The 25,044-nt window shown below is 34.6% G+C and carries 16 protein-coding genes; 11 read left to right on the plus strand and 5 right to left on the minus strand.

All coding sequences use genetic code 11. The features are described 5' to 3' along the window. Positions 1 to 231 precede the first annotated feature (231 nt). Entirely contained in the window at positions 232 to 2,784 is a 2,553-nt protein-coding gene (locus tag ATN92_RS06325; RefSeq protein WP_056953819.1) for a YhgE/Pip domain-containing protein, read from the minus strand. A gap of 141 nt (positions 2,785 to 2,925) precedes the next feature. Here ATN92_RS06325 and ATN92_RS06330 point away from each other — a divergent pair, with 141 nt between their 5' ends. The 3 genes from ATN92_RS06330 (at position 2,926) to ATN92_RS06340 (ending at position 5,953) form a co-directional block, all read left to right on the plus strand. Then, positions 2,926 to 3,516: a TetR/AcrR family transcriptional regulator gene (locus ATN92_RS06330; protein WP_056953821.1), complete on the plus strand. Its 591-nt coding sequence runs from the start codon at positions 2,926 to 2,928 to the stop codon at positions 3,514 to 3,516. A 119-nt stretch (positions 3,517 to 3,635) separates the two neighbouring features. Further along, a complete protein-coding gene (gene rpoN, locus ATN92_RS06335; RefSeq protein ID WP_056953823.1) occupies positions 3,636 to 4,919 on the plus strand; it encodes an RNA polymerase factor sigma-54 in 1,284 nt (427 codons plus the stop codon). A 101-nt stretch (positions 4,920 to 5,020) separates the two neighbouring features. Next, positions 5,021 to 5,953, plus strand: a complete 933-nt coding sequence (locus ATN92_RS06340; protein WP_056953824.1) for an AEC family transporter — start codon at positions 5,021 to 5,023, stop codon at positions 5,951 to 5,953. A gap of 132 nt (positions 5,954 to 6,085) precedes the next feature. On the opposite strand, the gene ATN92_RS06345 is transcribed toward ATN92_RS06340, so the two are convergent. Further along, complete coding sequence (locus ATN92_RS06345; RefSeq protein WP_056953827.1) at positions 6,086 to 7,033, minus strand: LysR family transcriptional regulator; 948 nt, start codon at positions 7,031 to 7,033, stop codon at positions 6,086 to 6,088. A 225-nt stretch (positions 7,034 to 7,258) separates the two neighbouring features. Here ATN92_RS06345 and ATN92_RS06350 point away from each other — a divergent pair, with 225 nt between their 5' ends. Together ATN92_RS06350 and ATN92_RS06355 are read left to right on the plus strand one after the other, a co-directional pair. After that, positions 7,259 to 7,879 (plus strand): NADPH-dependent FMN reductase, encoded by a 621-nt coding sequence (locus ATN92_RS06350; RefSeq protein WP_056953829.1) that lies wholly within the window; start codon positions 7,259 to 7,261, stop codon positions 7,877 to 7,879. Continuing rightward, positions 7,879 to 10,293 (plus strand): flavocytochrome c, encoded by a 2,415-nt coding sequence (locus tag ATN92_RS06355; RefSeq protein ID WP_056953831.1) that lies wholly within the window; start codon positions 7,879 to 7,881, stop codon positions 10,291 to 10,293. The genes ATN92_RS06350 and ATN92_RS06355 overlap by 1 nt, the downstream gene beginning before the upstream one ends. A gap of 50 nt (positions 10,294 to 10,343) precedes the next feature. Here ATN92_RS06355 and ATN92_RS06360 read toward each other — a convergent pair whose 3' ends face one another. Further along, entirely contained in the window at positions 10,344 to 11,318 is a 975-nt protein-coding gene (locus ATN92_RS06360) for a MucBP domain-containing protein (protein WP_234032536.1), read from the minus strand. Between the two features lie 271 nt (positions 11,319 to 11,589). Between ATN92_RS06360 and ATN92_RS06365 the strand changes: the two genes are divergently transcribed. Continuing rightward, a complete protein-coding gene (locus tag ATN92_RS06365) occupies positions 11,590 to 13,566 on the plus strand; it encodes a hypothetical protein (RefSeq protein ID WP_056953834.1) in 1,977 nt (658 codons plus the stop codon). A 65-nt stretch (positions 13,567 to 13,631) separates the two neighbouring features. Here the strand turns inward: ATN92_RS06365 and ATN92_RS06370 are convergent, their stop codons facing one another. After that, the gene (locus tag ATN92_RS06370; RefSeq protein WP_056953836.1) at positions 13,632 to 15,788 is read right to left on the minus strand and encodes a GH92 family glycosyl hydrolase; all 2,157 of its coding nucleotides are present in this window, start codon (positions 15,786 to 15,788) and stop codon (positions 13,632 to 13,634) included. A gap of 2 nt (positions 15,789 to 15,790) precedes the next feature. After that, the gene (locus tag ATN92_RS06375) at positions 15,791 to 16,825 is read right to left on the minus strand and encodes a GntR family transcriptional regulator (RefSeq protein WP_158106630.1); all 1,035 of its coding nucleotides are present in this window, start codon (positions 16,823 to 16,825) and stop codon (positions 15,791 to 15,793) included. Positions 16,826 to 16,965: 140 nt separating this feature from the next. Between ATN92_RS06375 and ATN92_RS06380 the strand changes: the two genes are divergently transcribed. From ATN92_RS06380 to ATN92_RS06400, 5 genes are all read left to right on the plus strand, one after another. After that, positions 16,966 to 18,258, plus strand: a complete 1,293-nt coding sequence (locus ATN92_RS06380; protein WP_411762959.1) for a glycoside hydrolase family 125 protein — start codon at positions 16,966 to 16,968, stop codon at positions 18,256 to 18,258. Between the two features lie 14 nt (positions 18,259 to 18,272). Then, the gene (locus ATN92_RS06385) at positions 18,273 to 20,969 is read left to right on the plus strand and encodes an alpha-mannosidase (RefSeq protein WP_056953840.1); all 2,697 of its coding nucleotides are present in this window, start codon (positions 18,273 to 18,275) and stop codon (positions 20,967 to 20,969) included. A gap of 126 nt (positions 20,970 to 21,095) precedes the next feature. Further along, entirely contained in the window at positions 21,096 to 22,205 is a 1,110-nt protein-coding gene (locus ATN92_RS06390; protein WP_056953842.1) for an ABC transporter ATP-binding protein, read from the plus strand. 18 nt (positions 22,206 to 22,223) lie between these two features. Further along, entirely contained in the window at positions 22,224 to 23,081 is an 858-nt protein-coding gene (locus ATN92_RS06395) for a helix-turn-helix domain-containing protein (RefSeq protein ID WP_056953844.1), read from the plus strand. Between the two features lie 60 nt (positions 23,082 to 23,141). Then, positions 23,142 to 24,914: a beta-N-acetylglucosaminidase domain-containing protein gene (locus ATN92_RS06400; RefSeq protein ID WP_056953846.1), complete on the plus strand. Its 1,773-nt coding sequence runs from the start codon at positions 23,142 to 23,144 to the stop codon at positions 24,912 to 24,914. The last annotated feature ends 130 nt before the right edge of the window (positions 24,915 to 25,044 follow it).

Here is a 25,044-nt window from a genome sequence, read left to right on the forward strand (position 1 = left end):
AATTTCCTTTCGGTTTTATTTAACCTATTGAATTGAATTATTAAGATACATTCTTTTTTTACGCCTAGAGTATAAATCGTACTTTTAAAATAGTAAAAAAATAAGACCATTTATTATTTGATATTTACATAACAGCATTTTTAATATATACCAATTTTTATAAAACAAGAAAAAAGTCTTCAAATCTTTAGACATTTTATCTATTGATTTGAAGACTTTTTGATTAATAGTTTAAACGATTGAATGTTCAGCTGCTTCTTTAGTGTAATCAATTTCAGAGATATGGGTCTTTCTTCTGACAAAGAAAAGAATGCTGAGAAGTGAAAATAGTAATGTGATAGCTAAAAGCGTCATCATGTCAGGGATGGCCGAGTCACCAATCATCAAGGTTTGTCTTAAACCATCGACACTGTAAGACATTGGTAGCCATGGATGAATTGACTCAAAGAATTTGTTGGATAATTGAATTGGATAGGTTCCGGCAGATCCACCAAGTTGAAAGACTAAGAGAATCATACTTAGGAATGAACCAACTTTACCAAGAACTAGATTGAGCCAATGAACAATCGACATGAAAGTTAATCCAGTTAGAATCAACATTATTAGGGTAGTAAATGGACGAACTGGAGCTAAACCATCAATGACACTAAGTAGTAGGAAGACTGCAACTGCTTCTAATAGAACAAAAGTACCAGTTATAGCAGCTTTGCTAGCCCACCAACTAACACCTGTACGTGGGAATTTTCTAGGTGTATAGATATCGAACATTAAATTGAAGGCTAGAGCACCAACGAATAAGGAAACGGATAACATATAAGGAGCCATTCCGGTACCGTTATTTGGAGCGGTATCTCTTTCTTTATGTTTGGTTGTAGTTGGTTTGGCGATTTGGTCATAAGTTAAATTAGTAGCTTTGATGTTGGATTTCTTAGCTCCTGCGGCTAATTCTTTGTTCAAAGTATTATTACCAGAAGTTACTTGTTGTAAGCCACTACCCATTTGACTGGAACCGTCGGCTAGTTTTTCAGAACCACTGTTTATTTGTTGCGCACCTGAGGTTAGTTGAGTAGTACCACTAGTTAGAGATGTACCATTAGCAACCAATTGATTGATTCCGGAATTGAGAGAATCAGCTCCAGTTGCCAATTGACTAACACCTGATTTCAGAGTTGGCATTTGACTATTCAATTCACCAATACCGTTGTTAAGACTGGAAGCACCAGTATTTAAAGTGGAACTATTGTCTGCCAGTTGATTGATGCCAGCATTCAATTGAGCACTACCTTGTGTTAATTGAGCAGTATTGGTATTTAATTCACTGATGCCATTGCTTAACTGATTCATACCGGTTGAGGCATTTTGCAACTGAGTTGTAAGTTGTTGAGAACCGGCTGCTAATTGAGCAATGATAGTTGATAAATCATTGCTACTATTTGAAAGACTATCTAATTGTGATAGAGCACTTTCTTGGGTAGTCATGAGTGTAGTTAAATCTTTTGATAAAGTATCAGTGATCTGACTTAAGTTACTGTTGTCTGAAGAATTTACTGCATCGAGAATTGCAGCTTTTTGTGTAGCGGATAGCCCTTGTTGATCGGCTATTTGGGAAACTTTTTGACTTGTTTGATTATTTGAATCAGCTTGAGTTTTGATGGCTTCTTGCAAGGAAGTTAGATCACTCTTAATGGCACTGGCTTGTTGACTATTGTTGTTAGCAAGTTGGTCCTTGAGGTTCTTAATTGAACTTTCAACCTGGGTGGTATTATCCAAGCTGTCACTGACTTTTTGCAAGTTATCAGTTAACTCTTGGCTAGCCGAATGTAATTGGCTTAATCCTGAATTCAGAGTTTGAGAACTGGTAGCCAAAGTATTAGTTCCGTTATTTAGGGCCTGTGAGCCGGAATGCAAACTATTGCTAGCGGTATTCAAACTAGTTACGCCGTTAGTGTAGTTTTGCAAGCCTGATGTTAAAGCGCTGCTACCAGCTGCTAATTGATTGACGCCACTAGTTAAGGTTGAGGATTTGTCATTTAACTGTTGAATACCATCAGTTAAAGTTTGACTACCGGCTGCGACTTGATCAACTCCAGAAATATATTGATTCAAACCTTGATTAAGAGTATTGGCTCCGTTACTAAAAGTTAGAGAACTGGTAGCTAAGGTGTTGAGTCCCGTTGATAATTCTGAATTGGCATTTTCTAACTTTTGTCCGCCAGTGGCTAACTTCTGACTTCCTTTGGCAGCTTTACCCATACCCTGAGAAACCTGTTTTAGAGCTTGGAACATTGTCTTCGAATAGGTCTTAGTGACTTGTTCAGAAACGCCTTGAGCGGCTTGTTGGGCAGCCGAAGCAGTCATTTTGGAAGCTGTGAAGTTGTGACCAGCACTAGTTTCGTAGTGTAGTACCATTTTTTTAGGATTCTTGTTTAATAATGTGGTAGCATTTTGAGAAAAATTCTTTGGGATAGTGATGACCATATAGTATTTGCCATCGCTTAAACCTTTTTGTGCTTGTTGTTTTGAATTGAGAATACGGAAATCCATATCCTTAGAGTGCTTAAGTTTTTTAGTAAGATCTTTTCCAACCTTTAAGTCTGTACCTTGATAATTTACAGATTTATCATTGTTGACGACAGCAACTGGTAAATTTTTTAATTGTCCATATGGATCCCACATGGATTTAAGAAAAGTAACAGAATAGATGGATGGAATAAAGATCATAACTGCGAAAACAATAATCATTAACTTGTGTTTTAACAGATATTTCCATTCCTCTTTAATCATTTGTATTACCCCTTTTAGAAAATATGTTATAGTTGGCGTGAATTAATACTCAACTGTGGCTTAAATGATAAACATATAAATATATCATTTCCACAACATAAATACACAATGTGTGTATTATCTTAAAAAAGGTGAAATTAAATGACAAAAATTGATCGTAGAGTACAAAAAACTAATCAAGTTCTACAGACTGCTTTTAGGAAGATTGCTAGGAATACTAGCTATCGCAACATCACAGTTAAGAAATTAACTGAAACTGCAGGAATCAATCGTAAGACATTTTATCTACATTACGATTCTATCGATGATTTTTCTAATACTGTTGTGGATGAAATTGCTGATAAATTATTAACTTTGATCACTGGTCAGCCTTTAAAGGAGAGTCTTGCCAAACCAGGCTATATCTTTGACCGAGTATTTGATTTTTTTCAAAAATCACGTGAGTTCTATACATTCATGATGACTTCAATGGATTATAGTTTTTTGTCTAGAAAAGTTGAGTCCAAGGTGGCTGAAGGTTTTGCCCAAGCAATTCAGGAGCAATATGGAACTTCCCAATTAGACTCTTATATTTGTGCCAGCTTCTTTATTCGTAATACTATGATGATGTTTCGTTTATATAATAGTGGGTTGGTACAGTTAGATAGAAGCGAGTTTAGAAATCGTCTGATTCGTTTGAATACCAGTGGTCTAAGTTCATTTATTGATTTAAATCGTCAATCCGAAAAATAAAGTTGGCAAGAGTAAATACAAATATCTAAAAAAGCGCTATCATTATATTAGTTATTATATTTGACGAAAAAAGTATTCTAATAATTTTTGAATAAAATAACGGAAGGAGCGTGAAATTAATGGAATTAAAGCAAAATTTGAACCAGAAACAGGTTCAGGGATTGTCTCTAACCCAGGGAATGAGACAATCAATTTTAGTATTACAATCAGATGCTATTGATTTAGCTGAATATTTAAATGAACAGAGTCTGGAGAATCCACTTTTCGATGTACATGTCGATTTGGATATGCCATTCGTTGAAAACAGTGATCGAGCTTCATATCAAATTAAGGATGATCAACAGTCGTTGTTTGAGTACCTTTTAGATCAGGTTCAATTAACGATGCGTAAAACACCTTTACGTGATTTGGTCGTTTATTTGATTGAACAATTAGATCCTAATGGTTATTTAACAATGTCTGATAAGGAGATCTTCGCGGAACTTAAAGATATTACACCAATTATGTTGTTAGATGCCAAGACACTTTTGCATCAACTTGATCCTCCTGGGATTGGTGCCAGAAATTTGCAGGAATGTCTGTATTTGCAAGCTGAGGCGGATAATGCTGACCCTGTTGTTATGTCGATGTTGAGTGATAATTTTGAAATGTTGGCTAAACATGAATGGAAACAATTAAAACGTAAGCTGAAGTTATCAAATGAGGAATTACAAAAGAATGTCGACTTTATTCAGTCGTTGACGGCTAATCCGGGACAAAGATATACTTCTCAAAATGAACAATATGTTGTTCCTGAATTGAGGATTAAAAAAAATAAAGACAAATTAACTTTGTCAGTAACTAAATATGGTCAGCCACAAATTGTTTTTGCTGAAGAAACTTATGACCGATTAGCACAATCAACTGATGAAGATGTTAAAAAGTATATTTACGAAAAGTACAATCAATACAAATCATTGAGCTATAATTTGCAACGTCGAATTGAAACAATTTCTATTATCGGTAAGTGTATCGTTAAAGCACAGTATAAATTCTTTATGCAGGAAACCAATGCTTTGGAACCACTTTTGATAAGGGATGTTGCTCAAAAATTACAATTGAGTGAGTCAACTGTAAGCAGAACTATCAATGGAAAATACATCCAAACTGACTTTGGAATCTTTGAGTTGAAGAACTTCTTCTCACGTAGAAGTAAGGTAAATGTAGGTGAGGATGATAAATCCGTTGATCAAGTTAAGGCCAAGATCAAAGACATTTTAGATAATGAAGATAAGAAGAAACCATTGAGTGATCAAAAGATTTCTAACTTATTAATAGAAGATAATTTGAAGATTGCTCGTAGAACTGTAGCTAAATACCGTGAAGAATTAGGTTATCCAGCTACTGGTCGTCGTAGAAAATAATTCAAAATAAAGAAGCATCCATTTGTATCTTGAATGGATGCTTCTTTGCTGTGTTGTTTTGGCATAAAACTTTAGTTAAAGTATAACTAGAGGGAAAAATAATGAATATTGGACAACTGATTAATCAAATCATTTTGATGTTCTGCTTGATGCTAGTGGGGGTTTTAATTAACAAATTAAAATTTATGCATGCGCAGACGTCGAATGACTTAACAAATGTTTTACTATATATTGTTTCACCATGTTTAATTATTAATGCGTTTGAACAACCTTACTCGAACGATCGAATCAAACAATTTTTGCTGGCAGCCGGGGGAGTAATCTTGTTGTACGTAGTTGAAATTGTTATCGCTAAATTGGTTTTTGGAAGTCTAAAGAATCGTAATTTAAGTAGAATTGCTCAGTACGGTAGTATTTATTCTAATGCCGGATTCATGGGAATTCCGTTGATTAGTTCTCTATTTGGTTCCAAAGGCGTCTTCTTTGCAGTGGTTTCATTGGCAGCCTTTAACATTTTTAGTTGGACGCAAGGAGTATCATTGTTCAAAAATAATGACAGTGGTACAACCGAAAAAACTAATTGGAAACAAGTTTTATTGAATCCTAATATTATCGCGATTGTCATTGGAGCAATCTTTTTTGTCTTCTCAGTACGAATTCCAAGTATTCCAAATCAAATTATCAAAGATATTGGTTCGGTGAATACGCCATTATCGATGATTGTAATTGGAAATAGTTTGGCTAATATTAAATTTACTAAAAATATGTTGAATAAAGAAATTGGATTAACAATCTTATTCCGTAATCTATTATTTCCTATTTTTGGAATCATTATTTTAAGAATGATTGGCGTCACGGGAATTGCTTTCTATACAACAATCGTAATGGCAGCTTGTCCAGTAGCTGGATTAGTAGTGCTGTTTACTTTGCAGGTTCACGACGATACTGCACCAGCTATATCGGCTATGAGTTTGTCGACAATTTTGTCTTTAGTTACAATTCCTTTGATCTTTGCTTTGGGTAATATTTTGTAGATGAAGGTTTTTATGTGTTTAATATGGAAAATATTTTGAAAGTTATAATAGTGTTTTTCTAAAGGGGATGGCTGATGAATTTGTTGATAAAATTTGTCAGCAAATGAAGAATTAGATAGTATCTTTTATTATTTACAACAATGTAGGATCTTGATTGATTCTTTCTTGAATGCTATTGAGGAAAGAATCAACTAGATCCTGTTCAGCCTGGTTCAAGGTTCGATCCGCTTGATAGGCAATAAAGTAATCGAGTGAAATAATACTTTGCGGCAAGGGATAGATATTGTATTCATCACTATTCGGAATGATATAAACACTTTCAGGCAATAGAGTTACACCCAAACCACTGGTAGCGAGTTTAGCAGTGGTAAAGATATTGCTACTTTCTAAAACAATATTTGAATTTACTTTGTACTTTTCCAATAAGTAATCAACTTGACGTCGGATGGCAGAACCATGAGTAGTTAAAACAAGTTTCTCTTTTAGTAAATTTTTGATTGAAATTGAATTTGGTTCTAAAGATTTTTTTCCCTTTTGAAAGAATTGGGAAGTCTTAGGAATAATGGCAAAATACCCATGAGTCCCACGGTTGTAGACTGTTAATCTCGGTGAAATAGTTTCTGGGTTTTGTCCCAGAAGAAAATCAATCTCACCGTTTAAAAGACTTTTTTCGTTAGTTTCAGGTATATCTTCGTGGAGTTCAATTTTGACTTCGGGATGAGTGGATAAATATTTTTTCATAAAAAGGGGTAACAAATAGGTTCCTAAACTAGACAGCACCCCTAAATGAATGACTGTCTTATTTGGTGAAGAATATTTAAGGATTTGTCTCTGAAAATTACTTTTTTCAGTCTCAAGAGAATTCAAATATTGATAGTAAATTCTTCCGGCGTCAGTTAATTGTAAAGGAGAGGATTTACGATTGATGATTTCAATTCCCAATTCTTTTTCGGCATTTTGTATTGTTTGTGTTAAATATGGTTGTGAGATATAGAGATCTTTGGCCGCCTTTGTATAATTACCATGTTTTAACAAAGTGTCCAAAAAGCGCAGCATATTTAGAGAATCAGTTTTCGGCATAGACTGTCATTCCTAACTTATAGCTATTTACTTATAGCTCAACAATTAAATAAATATTTCACAAATTCACAAGTGAGCTCTAAACTAATCTTATAGTAAAAGATATTTACTCTAAAGTTAGTGGGTAGTTTTTACTATTAAATAGTACCATTTTGACTACTTACTAAATAATTTAATTAAAAAAAGTTAATTGTGTACCCTTACACAATTGTGAGGAGATTTGTTATGAAATTAGTTGGAATCGTGGGAACTAATTCTTCAGAGTCGACCAACCGTCGTTTGTTACAGTATATGAGACAACATTATAGTGAACAAGCAGAAATTGAAATTTGTGAAATTGATGAAATTCCTGTTTTTGATGAACCAGAGGATAAAACTGCACCTCAAGCTGTTCAAGTGTTATCAGATAAAATTGCGGCTAGTGATGGCGTAATCTTTGCTACACCTGAATATGATCATTCTATTCCAGCTGTTTTGAAAAATGCTATCGAGTGGTTATCTTACACAACTCGTCCATTGATCAATAAGCCGGTTATGATTATTGGAGCTTCATTAGGTGCTCTTGGTACATCACGTGCCCAAGCTCATTTACGTCAAATTCTTGAAGCACCAGAACTTAAAGCCTTGATTATGCCTAATGTTGAATACTTATTAGGAAGAGCTTTGGAAGCTTTTGATGACGATGGAAACATGATTTATGAAGATAAGGCTAAGGAATTGGATAATGATTTTACAGAATTCCTTTCTTTCGTCAAATTAACTGAAAAATTGACAGCAAATAGTAAATTCTTTGAAATCAGTAAACAATTTTCTTGGAAACAAGTCGCAAATGGGGAGGACATGTAATGAAGTTTATTGGAATTGTTGGTACTAATGCTAAAAAATCATACAACCGTATGCTTTTGCAATTCATGCAGAAACACTTTGCTAATAAAGCAGAAATTGAAATTCTCGAATTAAAAGATGTTCCTATGTTCAATGAATCTAAAGATCAATCTGATAGTCCAATTATTCAAGAATTCAATCAAAAAATTGAAGCTAGTGATGGGGTTATTGTCGCTACACCTGAACATAATCACTCTATTCCCGCAGCTTTGAAGAGTATTATCGAATGGTTATCATTCAATTTACATCCTTTAGATGGTAAAGCAGTGATGATTGTTGGTGCTTCATACAATATCCAGGGTTCATCCAGAGCACAATTACATTTACGTCAAATTTTGGATGCTCCTGGGGTAAATGCCAGTGTCATGCCTGGTTCAGAATTTTTATTAGGTAAAGCTCAAGAAGCCTTTGACAAGAATGGTGATTTGAAAGCTCAGCGTACGATTGATTTCTTAGACAGTTGTTTTGCTAAGTTTATGAAATTTTCTGACATCATTGCTCAAATGAATATTCCAGAAGATATTACTTATGAGCCCGGAACTTTCAAAGTTACTGCAGTAGGTCATAATGGAGACTTACCAATGGAAGTTACCTTGTCAGATGATCGTATTGAAAAAATTGATATCGACACTTCTAGTGAAACTCAAGGTATTGCTGATGTTGCTTTCAAACGTATTCCTCAACAAATTATTGACGGTCAAACTTTAAATGTTTCTGGTGCATCTATCACTAGTCGTGGTGTGGTTGATGGTGTTGCTAAGGCTGTCAAAATGGCTGGAGCAAATCCCGATATTTTGAAGAAACGTAAAAAATCAAGTGGTCCTAATAAACAAAATGTTGTTGAGTATCAAACTGATGTCGTTGTTGTTGGTGCCGGTGGTGCTGGGTTAACAGCCGCAGCTAGAACGATTCAACAGGGTAAAAAGGCGATTGTGCTTGAAAAATTCCCAGCTATTGGGGGAAATACTGTTCGCGCTGGTGGCCCAATGAACGCCGCTGATCCAGAATGGCAAAATAAATTTGATGAGATTACTGGTGAACGTCACACTCTAAAAGAAATTTCAGAAATTGATGAAAAGACGATTGATGATGAATATTTGGCTGATTTCCGAGCATTAAAGAAACAAATTAATGAATATCTTAAGGAAAATGAAGATAAAAAAGCTTATCTGTTTGATTCTAAACTTTTACATCGTATTCAAACTTATCTTGGTGGAAAAAGAACTGATCTCAATGGTAACAAGATTTATGGTCAATATGATTTGGTTAAGGAATTGACAGATCATGCTTTAGAGTCAGTTAAATGGCTCGAAGATATTGGCGTTAAATTTGATAAGACTCAAGTGACTATGCCGGTTGGGGCTTTATGGAGACGTGGACATAAACCACTTGGTAGTCAAGGATTTGCCTTTATTGAAGCTTTGAAGAAATATCTTGAAAGTAATGATGGACAAATTATTACAGATACCGCAGCTAAAGAATTGATTATCGAAGGTGGTCAAGTTAAAGGTATCATTGCTCGTAGTTCTGATGGTAAAAAAGTTATCGTACATGCAAAGGCTGTGGTCCTAGCTTCAGGTGGATTTGGTGCTAATACGAAAATGTTGAAGAAGTATAACACTTACTGGTCCAATATTGATGATAATATTAAGACAACTAACTCACCAGCTATTACTGGTGACGGAATTCGTTTAGGTCAAAGTGCTGGTGCCGAATTGGTCGGTATGGGCTTTTCTCAAATGATGCCGGTATCTGATCCGGAGACTGGAGAACTCTTCAGTGGTTTACAAGTACCACCACAGAATTTTGTGATGGTTAATCAAAAGGGAAAACGTTTCGTTAACGAATATGGTAGTCGTGATGAATTGACTAAGGCCGCCATTGATAATGGTAGTTTGTTCTATTTGATTGCCGACGACGCAATTAAAGAAACAGCTTATAACACTAGTCAAGCTCAAATTGACAAACAAGTTGAACAAGGTACTTTGTATCGTGATGACACTTTGGAAGGTTTAGCTAAACAAGTGGGCATGGATCCAGCTACTTTTGTTAAGACTGTCAATGACTATAATTCTTATGTTGACGCTGGGGAAGATCCAGAATTCCATAAGAGTGCCTTTGATTTGAAAGTTGAAAAAGCACCATTCTATGCTACACCAAGAAAACCAGCTGTTCATCATACAATGGGTGGTTTAAGGATTGATACAGATGCTCACGTTATTAATCAAGATGAAAAGATTATTTCTGGCTTATATGCTGCTGGTGAAGTTGCCGGAGGAATTCATGCTGGTAACCGTCTTGGTGGTAATTCATTGAGTGACATTTTTACATTTGGACGTATTGCTGCAAATAATGCTTTGAAAGATATGGAATAGAACACAAAAGAGACAGTTAATTCAATTTTGAATTAACTGTCTCTTTGACTTTATAGATTTAAATATTTGCTTTCAATGTAGTAGCCGTCATCTAATTGGGCCCAAACACTATAGTTGTCTAATTGAACTAGTGTTTTAACAAAAACAGATTGATTGCCACGGTAACGTTGGTTGTCCATGTCACCATAAGGTGTTTTCCAAGCTGTAATGAATTGCTCAGAATAGTAAAGTACTTTAACTGAACGATTAATATTCATACTATCAATAACTGAATAAGTATAGCTAATATTATTAGCTGTTTCACTCAAAGGACTTTTCAACATTTCTTGTTGAGATTTTGGTCGTTGAATAATTCTAGTCATAATTCTTTCAGAACTTGGGATCCAAGTGTTACCGCCTAAGTTGTACCAGATTGTACTATTATATGTTTCTTGAACGGCACGATAAACTTTCCAATCAGTTCCAAAAGGTAAAGGTTTGTCTAAAGGTGTCTTGCTAGTTGGTTCACTGAAGACATTAACATTATCCTTTGTTCGAATATAGAGATTCTTCTTGATTTTGAATTCTCTAACTGGCAAAACATTATAAACATATTCTTGTTCTTGAACTTTGTCAGTGAATTGACCATGTGATTCTTTAGGTGAATGTACCAAGAAGTGATCAGCTTCTTGAAGTGGATGTGAATCGAATTGACGGTTCAATTCACCTTCAAGATATTGTGGATCAGCGATTAAATTACCATCAGTATTACGGTGATAAACAATAACAGGAGCTGATAGTTGACTGGCATAAACTAAGTAGATTCCATCGGAATTAGGAATAAATGTCTGTTGGAAGTTAGTAACAGATGACAAAACATACCCAGGTATTTCTTGCCAAGGAATATCTAACTTATCTAGATAATGTCCTTTTATGGTAACTGGCTTAGAGATTTCTTTACCTAAGGAATCAACGTAGTGAACCTTAATTTCAACATCATCGCGAGCTATTTTTTTTACTTTAGGTGAGAGTACGTCATTTTCCATAGTTCTTTCCCCGTTATGGGAAAAGTGTTGATTTGTATACTTTTTTCCCATAATAATTCCCTTCTAACATGAATTAGTGTAATTCTAACATTAAAAAAATAGGGAACTTCCCTTTATATAGGTATCTTAAGGATATTTAAGATTTTTTTAAGCTTTTTTAATGACATAAAATTGAACCATATTTTTAAAAATAAAATAGTTAAAAATGATTTAATGTATAAAAACTATATGATAATATAATTATTGTTAATTAATAGAAAGGGGTTTCATAATGAGGAAATTAAAAAAACGTTGGTTATTAGTACTAATTTTTATTTCCATATTATCAGCCTCGTCGTTTAATAGGCATTATAAGAATGTTAATGCCCAAGAGGAGGAACCTACTGAGGTATCTCCTTATAAGAAGCCGAGTGGAAATTCTACTAAATTCTTGGGTATTAGACTAACAAATGGTTATAGTCTGCAACCAGCAAAAGAAACTTATTTGGAAGTTGGACAGACTAAGACGATTTCTGGTAATGCATCACGTTCGTTGGGAACATTAACCCTGACTTTAGCTTTAGGCTATACAAATAAGAAGTATCAATGGTATAAATCTACTGATGGAAAGAATTGGAGTAAGGATACATCTAGTTCAGCTAATAAGAAAACTTTGAGTATAACTCCAGATAAAGTGGGCAAAACGTACTATCAACTAGAGGTCTACTGGCAAGCGCCAGGAATACTTGGACGTACAACGACGCATTTATATTCTGATTTGGCGACTGTCAATGCTGTCCCCGAACCAGTAGATGCAACTAGTGTTGAAGTGACGACAGATGATGACTATTTGTACAATTCATCAAATGATATTGTTAATACTGATACCATAGCACATGCACATCCTGACCCCGTTAATTTCACAGGTACAGTTAGTTGGAGTATTGATAATGATAAATTAGCCACTATTGACAGCGAGACAGGAGAAATTGATGCTAATACTTCTCGTTTATCCGGTGTAGTTAGAGTTACAGCAACATTGCATAATCCGAATGGATCAACTGTTTCTAACTATAAGGATATTACAATTGGCGGTGGTTTGGAGGACCAAACAGTGAAGGCTGGTCAAACAGCAACCTTTGATTTACGAGGAAACATTGGTGATCTGGACGAAGGCGATGACATGGAGGCTGGAAGTGATTATACGGTCAAATGGTATAAGGAAGATCCCATCACACATACTCGTGAACAAATCTTAAAAGATGATCCCAAAGCACTCTCATACACTACTCCCAAAGCAACATTGAAAGATGATGGGACTTTGTTCCTTGCCATTATACAGGTGAAATATAATGGTAAAACTTATTCGTACACAACGAACGATGCCTTTTTGTATGTAAAACCAGAAGGTGGACCGAATCTTTCTATTACCAATACCATGGAAAACAGCACATTTAATGATGGAACAAACACAGAAAATATGTTGTTTGGTGTAAATAATGGTGATCAAATAATTTATCATGACACGTTGAAAAATAATACTTCAGGTGGACGTTTAAATGATGCTACGTATACTTTGCCATTGAGAAATGGAACGACCGTTAAGTCAGTTAAAGTTGATGGCACAGAAACTGACGAATATAAATTATCGAAAAATTCAACAACCAATGCAACTGACTTAACTGTTTCAAGTCTGAATTTTGACATTAACGAAAGTCATACGATTGATATTGAAACTGAAGTAGCAGCAATAGAAAAAAAGGATAGTTTTAGTTCGATACCTTATGTTAGTGGAAAAGATGATGATGGAGTTTCCTATCAGAAGATAGGTAATCAGAATGTGATCAACTATACCTTGGATGCTGTAGCAATTAAGAATGCAAATGATATCGACTATGGGACATTAAATTCTGTTATGTCAGAGGGCACATTGAATCGTCAAGATGAATTAAATTTACCAAATAATGTCGTTGATATTGAAGATACAAGAAGAAATAAGAAGCCCGTAACTTTGAGTGTCGAGCAAGTAGGGGAATTTACTAATGAAAATTCTGACGTTTTGTCAGGTCATTTAAGGTTTTATAATGGTAAAAATTCCTATGATCTGTTAGACAATCCAACTTCGATTTATCAAACTGAAAACGATGAGGTCTTGAATTCACAAGGCTGGAGTCGAGATGAAGGAATTCTGTTATATATGAATTCTGAGATAAATAGAGCTGGAACATACAGGACAACTCTTAGCTGGGAAATCAGTGATAGTGTATAGACATGAAAATAAAAAGGCGTTCATATTTACCAAGTATTAATAGGTAATATGAACGTCTTTTTGAGTTATTTTTTACTTAATGAGAAAGGTAATTGTTCATCGTGCTTAATTTCTGGCAGTAAGCAAAGATTGGTCTCAAGATTTCCTCCATTAATGATTTGATGGTATTTTAAGAATCTTTGTTTCAATTCTTGACCATTAAGTAAACGGGTTTGTACAAATTGATTTTGAGGTTGATTACGATTTGTTCTAATGGTGAAGTTGTCACCACTAGGCAGATTTATTTGAATTTTATCGAATAAAGAAATACCAAAGACATATTCGTCACTACCTGGACAAAGTGGATAGAAACCAAGACAAGCAAAAATGAACCAGGCTGCCATTGAACCATTGTCTTCATCACCAGGAAAACCATCAATTGAATCATTGAATTGGTTGGCTAATTGTTTAACCAAAAGTTCGGTATATTCGGGATGGTCGGTATACTCAAATAAGTATGGTAAATGAAAACTTGGTTGATTAGAGATAGCAATTTGTCCGAAGTCAATTGCTGCCATCTCTGTCATTTCATGAATTTGAAAACCATAGCCACCAACTTTAAAGGCTGGTTTTTGATTGCTGAGGTTTAAAAGCGTTTGTAAAAAACTTAGTTTCTTACTGTAGAGCTTCTTGAGACCTGCAATATCATGGTAAACGGCAAAACTATTTTGCCAAGAGCTACCTTCAGTGTAATCAGTACCCCAACGGATTGAATCAAAGCCATCTTTGAACTGACCATTGCTGTCTTTTGGCCGCATCAGACCGTTTTCTGGGTCAAAGATATTTTTATAATTTAAAGCAGATTTGGCATACTTTTTAGCTAATTTATCTTCATGTAGTAATTTAGCAACTTGTGAAATACAAAAATCGCTGTAAGTGTAGTCGAGAGTTTGGTTGACAGATTCGGGATATTTATCAGCTGGAAGGTAGCCATATTTGTTGAAATCATCCATGCCTAATCTTCCTAAACGTTCATCGTCACTTTCTTGAGTAGCACTCTTCAACATGGCATCAAGGAATTGCCTCATTTCGTCTTCGTTTAAGATGCCTTTGACAGCTGCATCAGCAATAACGGCATCAATCAAGGTTCCAGGCATCATACCACGTTCATCAGGAGCTAACCATTTTGGCAAGTATCCACTTTCGAGGTAACTGTTATAAAAGCCAAGCAGCATTTGATGATATGTTTTAGGAGTAAGAATAGCGAATAGAGGATAAACTGTCTTGCTGGTGTCCCAGAAACCGTTATTCATATAAAGGTAGCCAGATTTAACAGTGTCATGATACAAGTCATAGTGAATCGGTCGATCATTAGAGTCCAGTTCATAACATCTTTGTGGAAATAGGAATGTACGATACATACAATGATAGAAAGTTGAAAGACGTTTTTTATTACGATCAGTAATATTTATTAAATCGAGATAGGACTGCCATGTTTCTTGGGCGATCTTTTTAACATTCTCAAAAGTTAAATTATTTAGGCGATTCAAAGCAATTTGTGCTTGATTGAAGTTGATGAAAGAGGTTGTTAATTTGACATTAATTTCATCGGTGTCATCAAACGAAAGAATCATAGAATCATATTCAGGATTATTTTGATGCAAGGTTAAAGTTGTTTTAATAGGTTCATCAAATTCCAAGGCGGCGTAAAGTTTAAAGTCATTGTTGAAATGGGAATCATAATTTCTGACTAATAATTTTAGCTTATTTTGACTGTCGTCGAGTACAAATTCACCATTCTTAGGAATATGTACGATGATTTTAGGAATTTTACGGTCAAAATTATATTTGAAAAAAGCACCATAATTTGTTGGGACGACTTCAGTTTGAACTTCGTATCTTTGGTCGTAAATTGATAAGTAGTGTGGATTGAAAGTGGCTTCGTTAGGTCGGTATGATCCGATTTGATCAAAGGTTTTAGTGTTAATTTCAATATCACCAGTAAGGGCTGACAAGATAAAACTAGAGAAATCTCCAATCCAGGGACTCGGTTGATGAGTAATCTTGATACCAGCAAACTGATGTGATACAGGGGAGAAAGACCAAGAAGTATCATCAAAAGTTGTTTGTGGTATTAAATAGTTCATTCCAAAGGGCATCCCGGTATAGGGGAGAGTATTACCATGTGAAAATTCAGAAGTACTATTAGTTCCCTGTCTGGTGTCAATTTGACTGATTAACATATTTATTTATCTCCTAAGGTATTAATAGATTGTCTCTCGATGAGTTTTACAGGAATAGTTGTTCGCTTAGTGATTGATTTATCAGAATTGTTGATTAAATTCAAAAGTAGGTTGGCTGCATTTTCACCCAAAGCAACAAAGTTTTGGTCAATTGTAGAAAGAGCTGGATAGCTTAGTTTAGAGGCTTGAATATTGTCGAAACCAATTATAGATAATTGCTGTGGAATTTGGATATTGTGATTCCGTAATTCATTCATGATCCGAATAGCTATGACATCATTCTCTGCCACTAGACCAGTAATTTTTTTGTTATTAATATTATTTACTAAGTATTCAATAGTCTTATCTTGATCTAAGTCAGCATGAAGAATTTCCGGTGTGATTTGCTGTTTCTTTAAAGCTGATAGGTAGCCAAAATAACGTGAACGAACAGAAGCCTCGTTTAAATTAACTTCATTAGTTAGAAAAGTAATATTGTGATGACCGTTTTTAATAAGCTCATTTGTGGCCAAATAACCGCCTGTAAAGTTATCGGAAGTGACTGAAGGAATAGGCAAATCTTCAAAGGATTTATCTAATAAAACAATAGGAATGTCATTTAGGTAGAGATTAGTAATTATCGGTAACTCAAGGCTAAGAGATTCAACATAATAAATAATTCCCTTAGCTGCCTTTATACGTGATAGGGGTAAATTACGAAAAATATTATTATTAATAGTCGTTAATTGAAAATCGCTTGTATCGTCCAATATTTGTAAGAGTCCGCTAGTGTAATCGCCAAATTCATTATTATTAGCAAAAGGAATTACAAAAATAATTTCAGATTTAGTAATTTTTTCAATATTATTTTTTTTAACAATTGTACCAATGCCGGCCTTTCGGGTTACTAAACCGTCATTTTCTAATTCAGTTAAAGCTCGTTTGGAGGTAATACGACTAACCTTATAATCTTGAGCTAATTGATTCTCACTGGGTAGTTTTGATCCAATAGTTATTTTTTGTGTTAGAATATCGTTTTTTAATGTTTGGTATATCAATTTGTATTTTGGCTCCATAATATTAATATTCCTTTCTATGACTAATAATATAGCACTTTTTTAACAAAAGATACTAGTTTTTTGTAAACGTTTGCATTATACTAATGGAGCAAATGATATATCAATTGGAGGATCCGATTTTGACTAAGCAAACAATTTCACCTGAAATAAAGAACTTTATGGATGAGGTTACTAGAAAAGCTGGGGTTGATCATGCTGATTGGTCCAAAGTATTTAATGTAACTTATGCCAATACTTTAGAGACGACCGTTAAGAAAATTGCTGATGATGACATTTTTATTTTGACAGGAGATATTCCTGCGATGTGGCAACGAGATTCAACTTGCCAAGTTCGACCATATCTAGTTATGGCTCAGCAGATTCCTGAAGTATCGGATTTTATTCGTGGAGTGGTTAAGCGTCAATTCTTTAATATGAATCATGACCCGTATGCTAATGCTTTTAATAGTGAACCTAATAATGCAGGACATCATAAGGATCATACAGAGATGACACCTTGGATTTGGGAAAGAAAATTTGAAATTGATTCCCTTTGTTTCCCAGTTCAATTGGCTTACTTACTTTATAAGAATACCGGTCGTATTGATCAATTTGATGATAGTTTTGTTAGTGGTATTAAGAAATTACTACAAGTATTTGAAACTGAGCAACATCATACTGCAGAGTCTAAGTATCGTTTTGAAAGGGATGAAGATCGTCCTGAAGATACTCTAACTAATGATGGTTTAGGTTCGCCAGTAGCAGAAACAGGAATGATTTGGTCTGGTTTTAGACCTAGTGATGATGCCTGTGTCTATGGATATTTGATTCCGGCTAATATGTTTGCAGTTTTGATTCTTGATTATATTCAAGAACTATTCAGTGGTATCTTGGACGATTCAGAAATTGTTGCTAAAGCTAAAAAGATCCAAACTGAAGTTAAAGCGGGAATTGAGGAATATGGAACAACGACAAATGAAGCCGGTGAGCGTATTTATGCTTATGAGACCGATGGTTTAGGTCATTACCTAATTATGGATGATGGCAATGTGCCTAATCTATTGAGTACACCATATTTACATTACACAGCTATGGATGATCCAACATATTTGAATACCCGTAAGACAGTTTTGAGTTCAGAAAATCCTTATTACTTTGCAGGGAAATATGGTAAAGGATTAGGTAGTCCGCATACGCCTGCACACTATATTTGGCATATTGCTCTAGCAATTCAAGGTTTAACACAATCAGATAAAAATGAAAAAGCAGTCCTATTAGATAATATGGTTGCCACAACGGCTGGTACCAATATGATGCATGAAGGCTTTAATGTTAATGATCCAAGTAAGTTCACACGTGAATGGTTCTCTTGGGCAAACATGATGTATTGCGAATTATTCTTAGATTATTTTGACTATAAAATTAAAGAATAGATGGGAAATTTATTATGAGTAAAAAAAAGGTTTTTGTAATATCACATAGTCACTGGGATCGTGAATGGTATATGGCCTATGAACAGCACCATATGCGTTTGATTAAATTAATGGATGATCTTTTGGATCTCTTTAATAAAGAGTCGGAGTTCAATAGTTTTCATCTAGATGGACAAACAATTATTCTTGATGATTATTTAAAAGTCAGACCAGAGAGACGTGCTGAAGTAGAAAAGCGGGTTGCCGAAGGGAAATTACGTGTTGGACCGTTCTATATTCTGCAAGATGACTTTCTAATTAGTCCAGAAGCTAATACACGTGATATGTTAATTGGTCATCAAGATTCAAAGAAGTGGGGCAATCAAGTTAACTTAGGATATTTCCCAGATACTTTTGGTAACATGGGACAAACTCCACAAATGTTGAAGTTAGCAGATTTGAAATATGCGGCCTTTGGTCGTGGAGTCAAGCCGACTGGTTTGAATAATCAAGTCTTTGATAATGAAAAATACAGTTCACAATATTCTGAAATGTGGTGGCAAGGGCCAGATAATTCCAAAGTGTTAAGTGTATTATTTGCTAATTGGTATAGTAATGGTAACGAAATCCCCGTTGATAAGACCGAAGCCAAGAAATTCTGGGATCAAAAGTTAGCTGATGCTGAGAAGTATGCTTCAACTGATAATCTTTTAATGATGAACGGAGTTGATCATCAACCTGTTCAGAAGAATGTGATTGAAGCTTTAAAAGTTGCCCAGGAACTTTATCCTGATTATGAATTTATTCATTCTAATTTTGACGATTATCTTAAGGCTGTTTCTAAAAGCATTCCTAAGGATCTTGGCAAAGTAGACGGTGAGTTGACCAGTCAAGAAACTGATGGTTGGTATACTTTGGCCAATACTGCTTCTTCACGTGTATATCTAAAGCAAGACAATACTAAAGTTGAAAGAGAATTAGAGAATATTGCTGAACCATTGGCAACTATGGCTTATAACGGTACAAAAGATTACCCACATGACCAATTAAGATATGCTTGGAAAATGTTATTACAAAATAATCCTCATGATAGTATTTGCGGTTGTTCAGTTGATGATGTGCATCGAGAAATGATGACTCGATTCGCCAAGTCTAGAGAAGTTGGTGAATTTGTGGCGAAAGATGCTATCAAAACTTTAGCTAGTCAAATAAATACATCAACATTCCCAGAAGGTAGTAAACCATTTATTTTGATAAATACTAATGGTCACGAAAAAACGGAAATGAAGACAGTTGAAATTGAATGGAAACGTGCTTTATTTGCTGACGGTAAACCTGATGAGCAATATGAAGCGATGAAGAAAGCTCAAAGAGAACTTCCTGATTTTAAAGTCATTGATGCTAATGGCAATAAGATTCCATTTGAAATGGTCAGTTCGGATGTTCGTTTTGGTTACGATTTACCTAAAAATAAATTTAGAATTCCTTATATGGCTTTATATGTCACTGTCCAATTAGATCTAACTGATATGCCAGCTTTCTCATGGAAGTCTTTGGCATTAGCAAGTTCTGAAGAATCAGAAAAAACTGATACTACTAAATTTTATGACGAAAATACACAAGTGTTAGAAAATAATTGGCTTCAAGTTTCTATTAATAGTAATGGAAGTTTGAATATCTTTGATAAAAAGACGGGTCGTAAATTCGATGATCAATTGGTATTTGAAGATACTGGCGATATTGGTAATGAGTATATTTATCGTCAATCAGCGGACAAAAAGACTGTTCTTTCAACTGATAGTACTGCTGAAATCAAAGTTCTACAAAATAACTTTTTGGGTGCTAAGGTGCAGTTAAGACAGACGATGATGATTCCTAAGTCGGCTGATGAACGTCTTGAATATGAACGTCAGGCTGTAATTGATATAACGAACCGAAAAGCAAACCGTTCTGATAAATTGGTGCCATTGACAATAACTACTGTGATTACTTTGTCTAAGAATGCTGACCAGTTGAAGTTTAAGACTAGTTTCAATAACCAAATGAAAGATCATCGTGTCAGAGTATTGTTTAAGACAAATTTAAAGAGTGACTATAATTTGGCCGATTCTATTTTTGAAACAGTTAAACGTCCTAATCATGTTAGTGATACTTGGAAGAATCCCACTAATCCTCAACATCAACAAACTTTTGTTAATATTTGTGATGATAAAGGCGGAGTGACAGTTGGTAACTTTGGATTAAATGAATATGAAATTTTACCAAAAGATAATACGATTGCGGTAACTTTACTTCGTTGTGTAGGTGAAATGGGAGATTGGGGTTACTTCGGGACACCGGATGCCCAATGCTTAGGTCAATTCTCATTTGAATACAGTTTAGCTTTCCATAGCAGTACAGTTGCGAGTCAAACTCATACTTATCAACAGGCTAAAACAAATCAAGTTTCTGTGCAAAGTGTCCAAACTGACATTCATGAAGGAAAAAAGAAGAGTGAAGATGCTTTCTTAACTCTCCAAACTGATAATTTTGCTGTAACCAGTTTGAAACAAGCTGAAAATAGTGATGGAAACATTTTGAGAGGATATAATTTAACAAATGATGAAGCTCAAATTAACAGCAATATTCTAAAACAAGCTAAAACGGTTAACTTTTTGGAAGAAGATTATCCAGTAGATAAACTTGATATCCTAAATCCAGCGGAAATAAGAACATATAAATTTAGTTTTTAGTAAAAGTATACAAAAATACTGATTGATTTTAGTTGTTTTGTAATATCAATGAAAGCGTTTTTAAAATACAATAAACATATCAATTAGAGATAAACTAATAACTAAATAGTTGAGAGGTTTTTAATTATGGTAGAGATTGATTTAAATCACATTTATAAAAGATATGCTAATGCTGAAGAAGATAACTATGCTGTTTCAGATTTCGACTTACACATCAAGGATAAGGAATTCATCGTTTTCGTTGGACCTTCAGGTTGTGGTAAGTCAACAACTTTACGTATGATTGCTGGACTAGAGGATATTACTAAAGGTGAATTGATCATTGATGGTAAATATGAGAATGATACAGCTCCTAAGGATCGTAATATCGCCATGGTTTTCCAAAACTATGCTTTGTACCCACATATGACTGTATTTGATAACATGGCTTTTGGTTTGAAACTACGTAAGTATGATAAAGATAAGATCAAAGAGAAGGTTGACTATGCTGCTAAGGTTCTTGGTCTAACAGAATATCTAGACAGAAAACCCGCTGCTTTGTCAGGTGGTCAAAGACAACGTGTTGCTTTAGGTAGAGCTATCGTTCGTGATGCCCCTATCTTCTTGATGGATGAACCTCTATCAAACTTGGATGCCAAACTTCGTGTCAGCATGCGTGCTGAAATTGCTAGATTGCACCAAGAATTACATACAACAACAATTTATGTTACTCATGATCAAACTGAAGCTATGACAATGGCCGACAGAATTGTTGTCATGTCAATGGGTGAAGTTCAACAAATTGGTACTCCTAAAGAAGTTTATGAATCACCTAAGAATAAGTTTGTTGCCGGATTTATCGGTTCACCTTCAATGAACTTCTTTGATGTTCACTACAAAGATGGTATTGTTACAGATAGCGAAGGCTTGAAGTTGAAGCTTCCAGAAGGTCGTTCAAAGGTTCTTGATGAAGCTGGATATGATGATAAGGATGTTACTTTAGGTATTCGTCCAGAAGATATTCATGCTGAAGGTGCCATGGAAGAGACATTCCCAGAAGCTACAGTTGAAAGTGAAGTTGTGGTTTCTGAATTACTTGGTGCTACATCAATGCTTTACTCAAGAGTTGATGGTACAGAATTTGTTGCTATTGTTGATGCCCGTGATTATCACAAACCAGGTGATAAAGTTCGCTTGACATTCGATTTGAACAAAGCACATTTCTTTGATGAAAAGACCACAGACGCAATCCGTTAAAATAGGTGGTTAAAATGTATGCTAGGAAGTATTGCTAAATTATTGGAATTGTATCCAGATGCCAAAGTAGTTATAGAACCTAGTTCTGATCCCCATAATTACAATTTTTTGATATCTGGACAATGGGTAACAATTAAAAAAGATCATTTAAGCAACAGAGAGAAGTTCCTTTTATCGCTAGTCAGTCAAGATAATAATAATAAATCCATTAATAACCAATGGTGGAACTTCTTAGTTCACGAGAGTGATAAAATTCCTGCCGAAAAGATTAATGTTCGAGTACTCCAATTTGAAGTACAAAAGTTGGAATCTGATGATCGAGCCAATGAATGGTTGAGCGTATTTGAAGATACGTTCGATGATGTTGTAGATAGTTTTTGGATCAACAAATATACAGGTATATTGATTGAAAAAGAGACTAATGCAAATATGGACAAGCTCGAAGTCCAAAGAATGATAGAGTTAGTAGATTCTGATTTTTATACTAAAAGTCATGTTTATGTTGGTCAATTTTGGCCAGTCAATGACAAACTCCCTAATATTTTTGACATGGAACGTCAATTATTTCATAAATCGTTAGAAATGAAAGAAAGAGTTAACAACTTATCCACTGTTATTTTGGATTTTCTGATTGAACAGAATCTGAAGAATACAGATATGTTCAAATCCTTAAAGGGCAAAATTGATATTGATTCTAAGACTACGCAGATGATCAATACGTTGTACAAGTGTGACTCTAATTTAGCTAAAACTTCGAAGATGCTCTTTTTACATCGAAATACATTATTGTATCGAATGGAAAAATTTCATGAACAGACCGGTTTTGATTTGAAGGACCGTGATGATTTAGTTTTATGCTTTTTGTTACTGAAATAAAAAAGCAAGGTTGGGCAAAACATTATGTTTTGGTCAACCTTTTTTTGAGGGAGAAATAATATGAAGTATAAATTGTTTCCAATTCCACAAGATTTAGTTTATGACGAAGGAACTATTTCACTGTCGCCTAAAGTTAATCTGATGATGGATCAAAATTTGGATCAATATACTAAAGATAGGGTATTGGGAATACTCAGGGAATTTCAAATTGGATCTGAATCCAATACTCAGATCAGTGCTGAGATGAGTAATATAATTGTCCGAATCTCGAAACATCCATCTCATCACTATGACGGCTATAGATTAATGATTACTGAATCAAAAATTCAATTATTTGGTGATAATACTGATGCCGTTTTCTATGGATTGGCAACTTTAAGACAGATTTTGAAACAATCCCAAGGACTTAAGGTACAACAGTTAGCAATTCGAGATTATGCGGATGTAAAAAATCGAGGATTTATTGAAGGTTATTATGGCAACCCCTGGTCAGATGCTGATCGAATCAATCTGATGCGCTTTGGTAGTAATTTTAAATTAACTCAATATATTTTTGCACCGAAAGATGATCCTTATCACAATGAAAAATGGCGTGAACTCTATCCTCAAAAACGATTAGATGAAATAAAAAAGTTAGCTAGAGTTGGTAATGAGACAAAGACCAAATTTGTTTGGACGATTCATCCATTTATGTATAATCCAATACGTTTTGATAGGAATTATATTAGTGATTTAAGAATCATTGAGAAGAAATTTGATCAGTTGATGTTAGTTGGTGTCAGAGAGTTTGGTATTTTGGCCGATGATGCACCTTGGCCTAAGCATGGGGATGATGACTATATTAAGTTGATGAAGGATATCTCAAATTTTTTGAAGAAGCGTAAAAAGAATTATCCTGATTTAATAACAGATATGATTTTTGTGCCGTATTACTATTATTCAGATGGAGCTAAGGATAACGGACATTATGATTTACGCGATTTGAATGCTGATTTACCTAAGAATATTCATATGGTTGTTACTGGTGGAAAAACCTTTGGAGTTGTTTCAAATGAATTTTTGAATATTTTGAAAGATAATTTGACGGCCAAAGGAGCAGAGTATCGTCCAGTACAATTGTGGATCAATTGGCCGGTAAATGATGGATCTAGGAATAATTTGATTATGAGTGGAGCTAAGCATTATTTACAGGCTCAAGCTGACAGCAAGAAGATATATGGAATTATGTTGAATCCAATGATGCAGTCAGAATCCTCTAAACCAGCAATTTTTATCAATGCAGCCTATTCCTGGAATATTTGGACTGATAATGAAACTGAACGTCAAGTTGAACATAATGCCTTTAATTATGTAGAAAATCAGACTTTCAAATCATCTATGGGTTCCAAAGCCTTGGAGAATTTAGCACAACATATGCAATTCAATGAGGCCATGCCTGAACTTAATTTGGAATCACCTAATTTAGGTACGAAATTATCTCAGTTTATTGAAGAAATAGACGAGAAGACAACGTCTCAAAAAGAAATTGATAATTTGAAACATGAATTTACGAGGATCAAGCAAGACGCACTGTATTTTAAAGTTAATGGTCAAAAGAATTTGCGTGATGAGATGTTGCCATGGCTGGATAATGCTATTGATCAGATGCAATCACTAGAATTCATTTGTGACTATTTAAGTACGGGAAAAAAAGAATTTTTAAATAACGCCAAAGAAACTTATCAAGAATCCCAGACTCATACTTTTGATTATTTGCAGGAGATCAAGCGAGCTGAATTTGGATCACAGAGTATCGCACCGTTCTTAAAAGAAATGTTAACAGTAATGAAATGATTTTAAAATAATGCTCTTATGTAGTTAGTATGATAAAGGTCTTCAAATGTTATATCATTTGAAGACCTTTTTTGTACAAAAACTAGAATTTGTATATAAAATCTCTAGTTTGTTACTTATTTGAGTAATA

It is taken from the genome of Companilactobacillus bobalius (genome assembly GCF_009764355.1).

Excerpts from the sequence above, each read along its gene's own strand:
- ATN92_RS06325 (WP_056953819.1), bottom strand. The coding sequence starts at position 2,784 with ATGATTAAAGAGGAATGGAAATATCTGTTAAAACACAAGTTAATGATT.
- ATN92_RS06330 (WP_056953821.1), top strand. The coding sequence starts at position 2,926 with ATGACAAAAATTGATCGTAGAGTACAAAAAACTAATCAAGTTCTACAG.
- rpoN (WP_056953823.1), top strand. The coding sequence starts at position 3,636 with ATGGAATTAAAGCAAAATTTGAACCAGAAACAGGTTCAGGGATTGTCT.
- ATN92_RS06340 (WP_056953824.1), top strand. The coding sequence starts at position 5,021 with ATGAATATTGGACAACTGATTAATCAAATCATTTTGATGTTCTGCTTG.
- ATN92_RS06345 (WP_056953827.1), bottom strand. The coding sequence starts at position 7,033 with ATGCCGAAAACTGATTCTCTAAATATGCTGCGCTTTTTGGACACTTTG.
- ATN92_RS06350 (WP_056953829.1), top strand. The coding sequence starts at position 7,259 with ATGAAATTAGTTGGAATCGTGGGAACTAATTCTTCAGAGTCGACCAAC.
- ATN92_RS06355 (WP_056953831.1), top strand. The coding sequence starts at position 7,879 with ATGAAGTTTATTGGAATTGTTGGTACTAATGCTAAAAAATCATACAAC.
- ATN92_RS06360 (WP_234032536.1), bottom strand. The coding sequence starts at position 11,318 with ATGGAAAATGACGTACTCTCACCTAAAGTAAAAAAAATAGCTCGCGAT.
- ATN92_RS06365 (WP_056953834.1), top strand. The coding sequence starts at position 11,590 with ATGAGGAAATTAAAAAAACGTTGGTTATTAGTACTAATTTTTATTTCC.
- ATN92_RS06370 (WP_056953836.1), bottom strand. The coding sequence starts at position 15,788 with ATGTTAATCAGTCAAATTGACACCAGACAGGGAACTAATAGTACTTCT.
- ATN92_RS06385 (WP_056953840.1), top strand. The coding sequence starts at position 18,273 with ATGAGTAAAAAAAAGGTTTTTGTAATATCACATAGTCACTGGGATCGT.
- ATN92_RS06390 (WP_056953842.1), top strand. The coding sequence starts at position 21,096 with ATGGTAGAGATTGATTTAAATCACATTTATAAAAGATATGCTAATGCT.
- ATN92_RS06395 (WP_056953844.1), top strand. The coding sequence starts at position 22,224 with ATGCTAGGAAGTATTGCTAAATTATTGGAATTGTATCCAGATGCCAAA.
- ATN92_RS06400 (WP_056953846.1), top strand. The coding sequence starts at position 23,142 with ATGAAGTATAAATTGTTTCCAATTCCACAAGATTTAGTTTATGACGAA.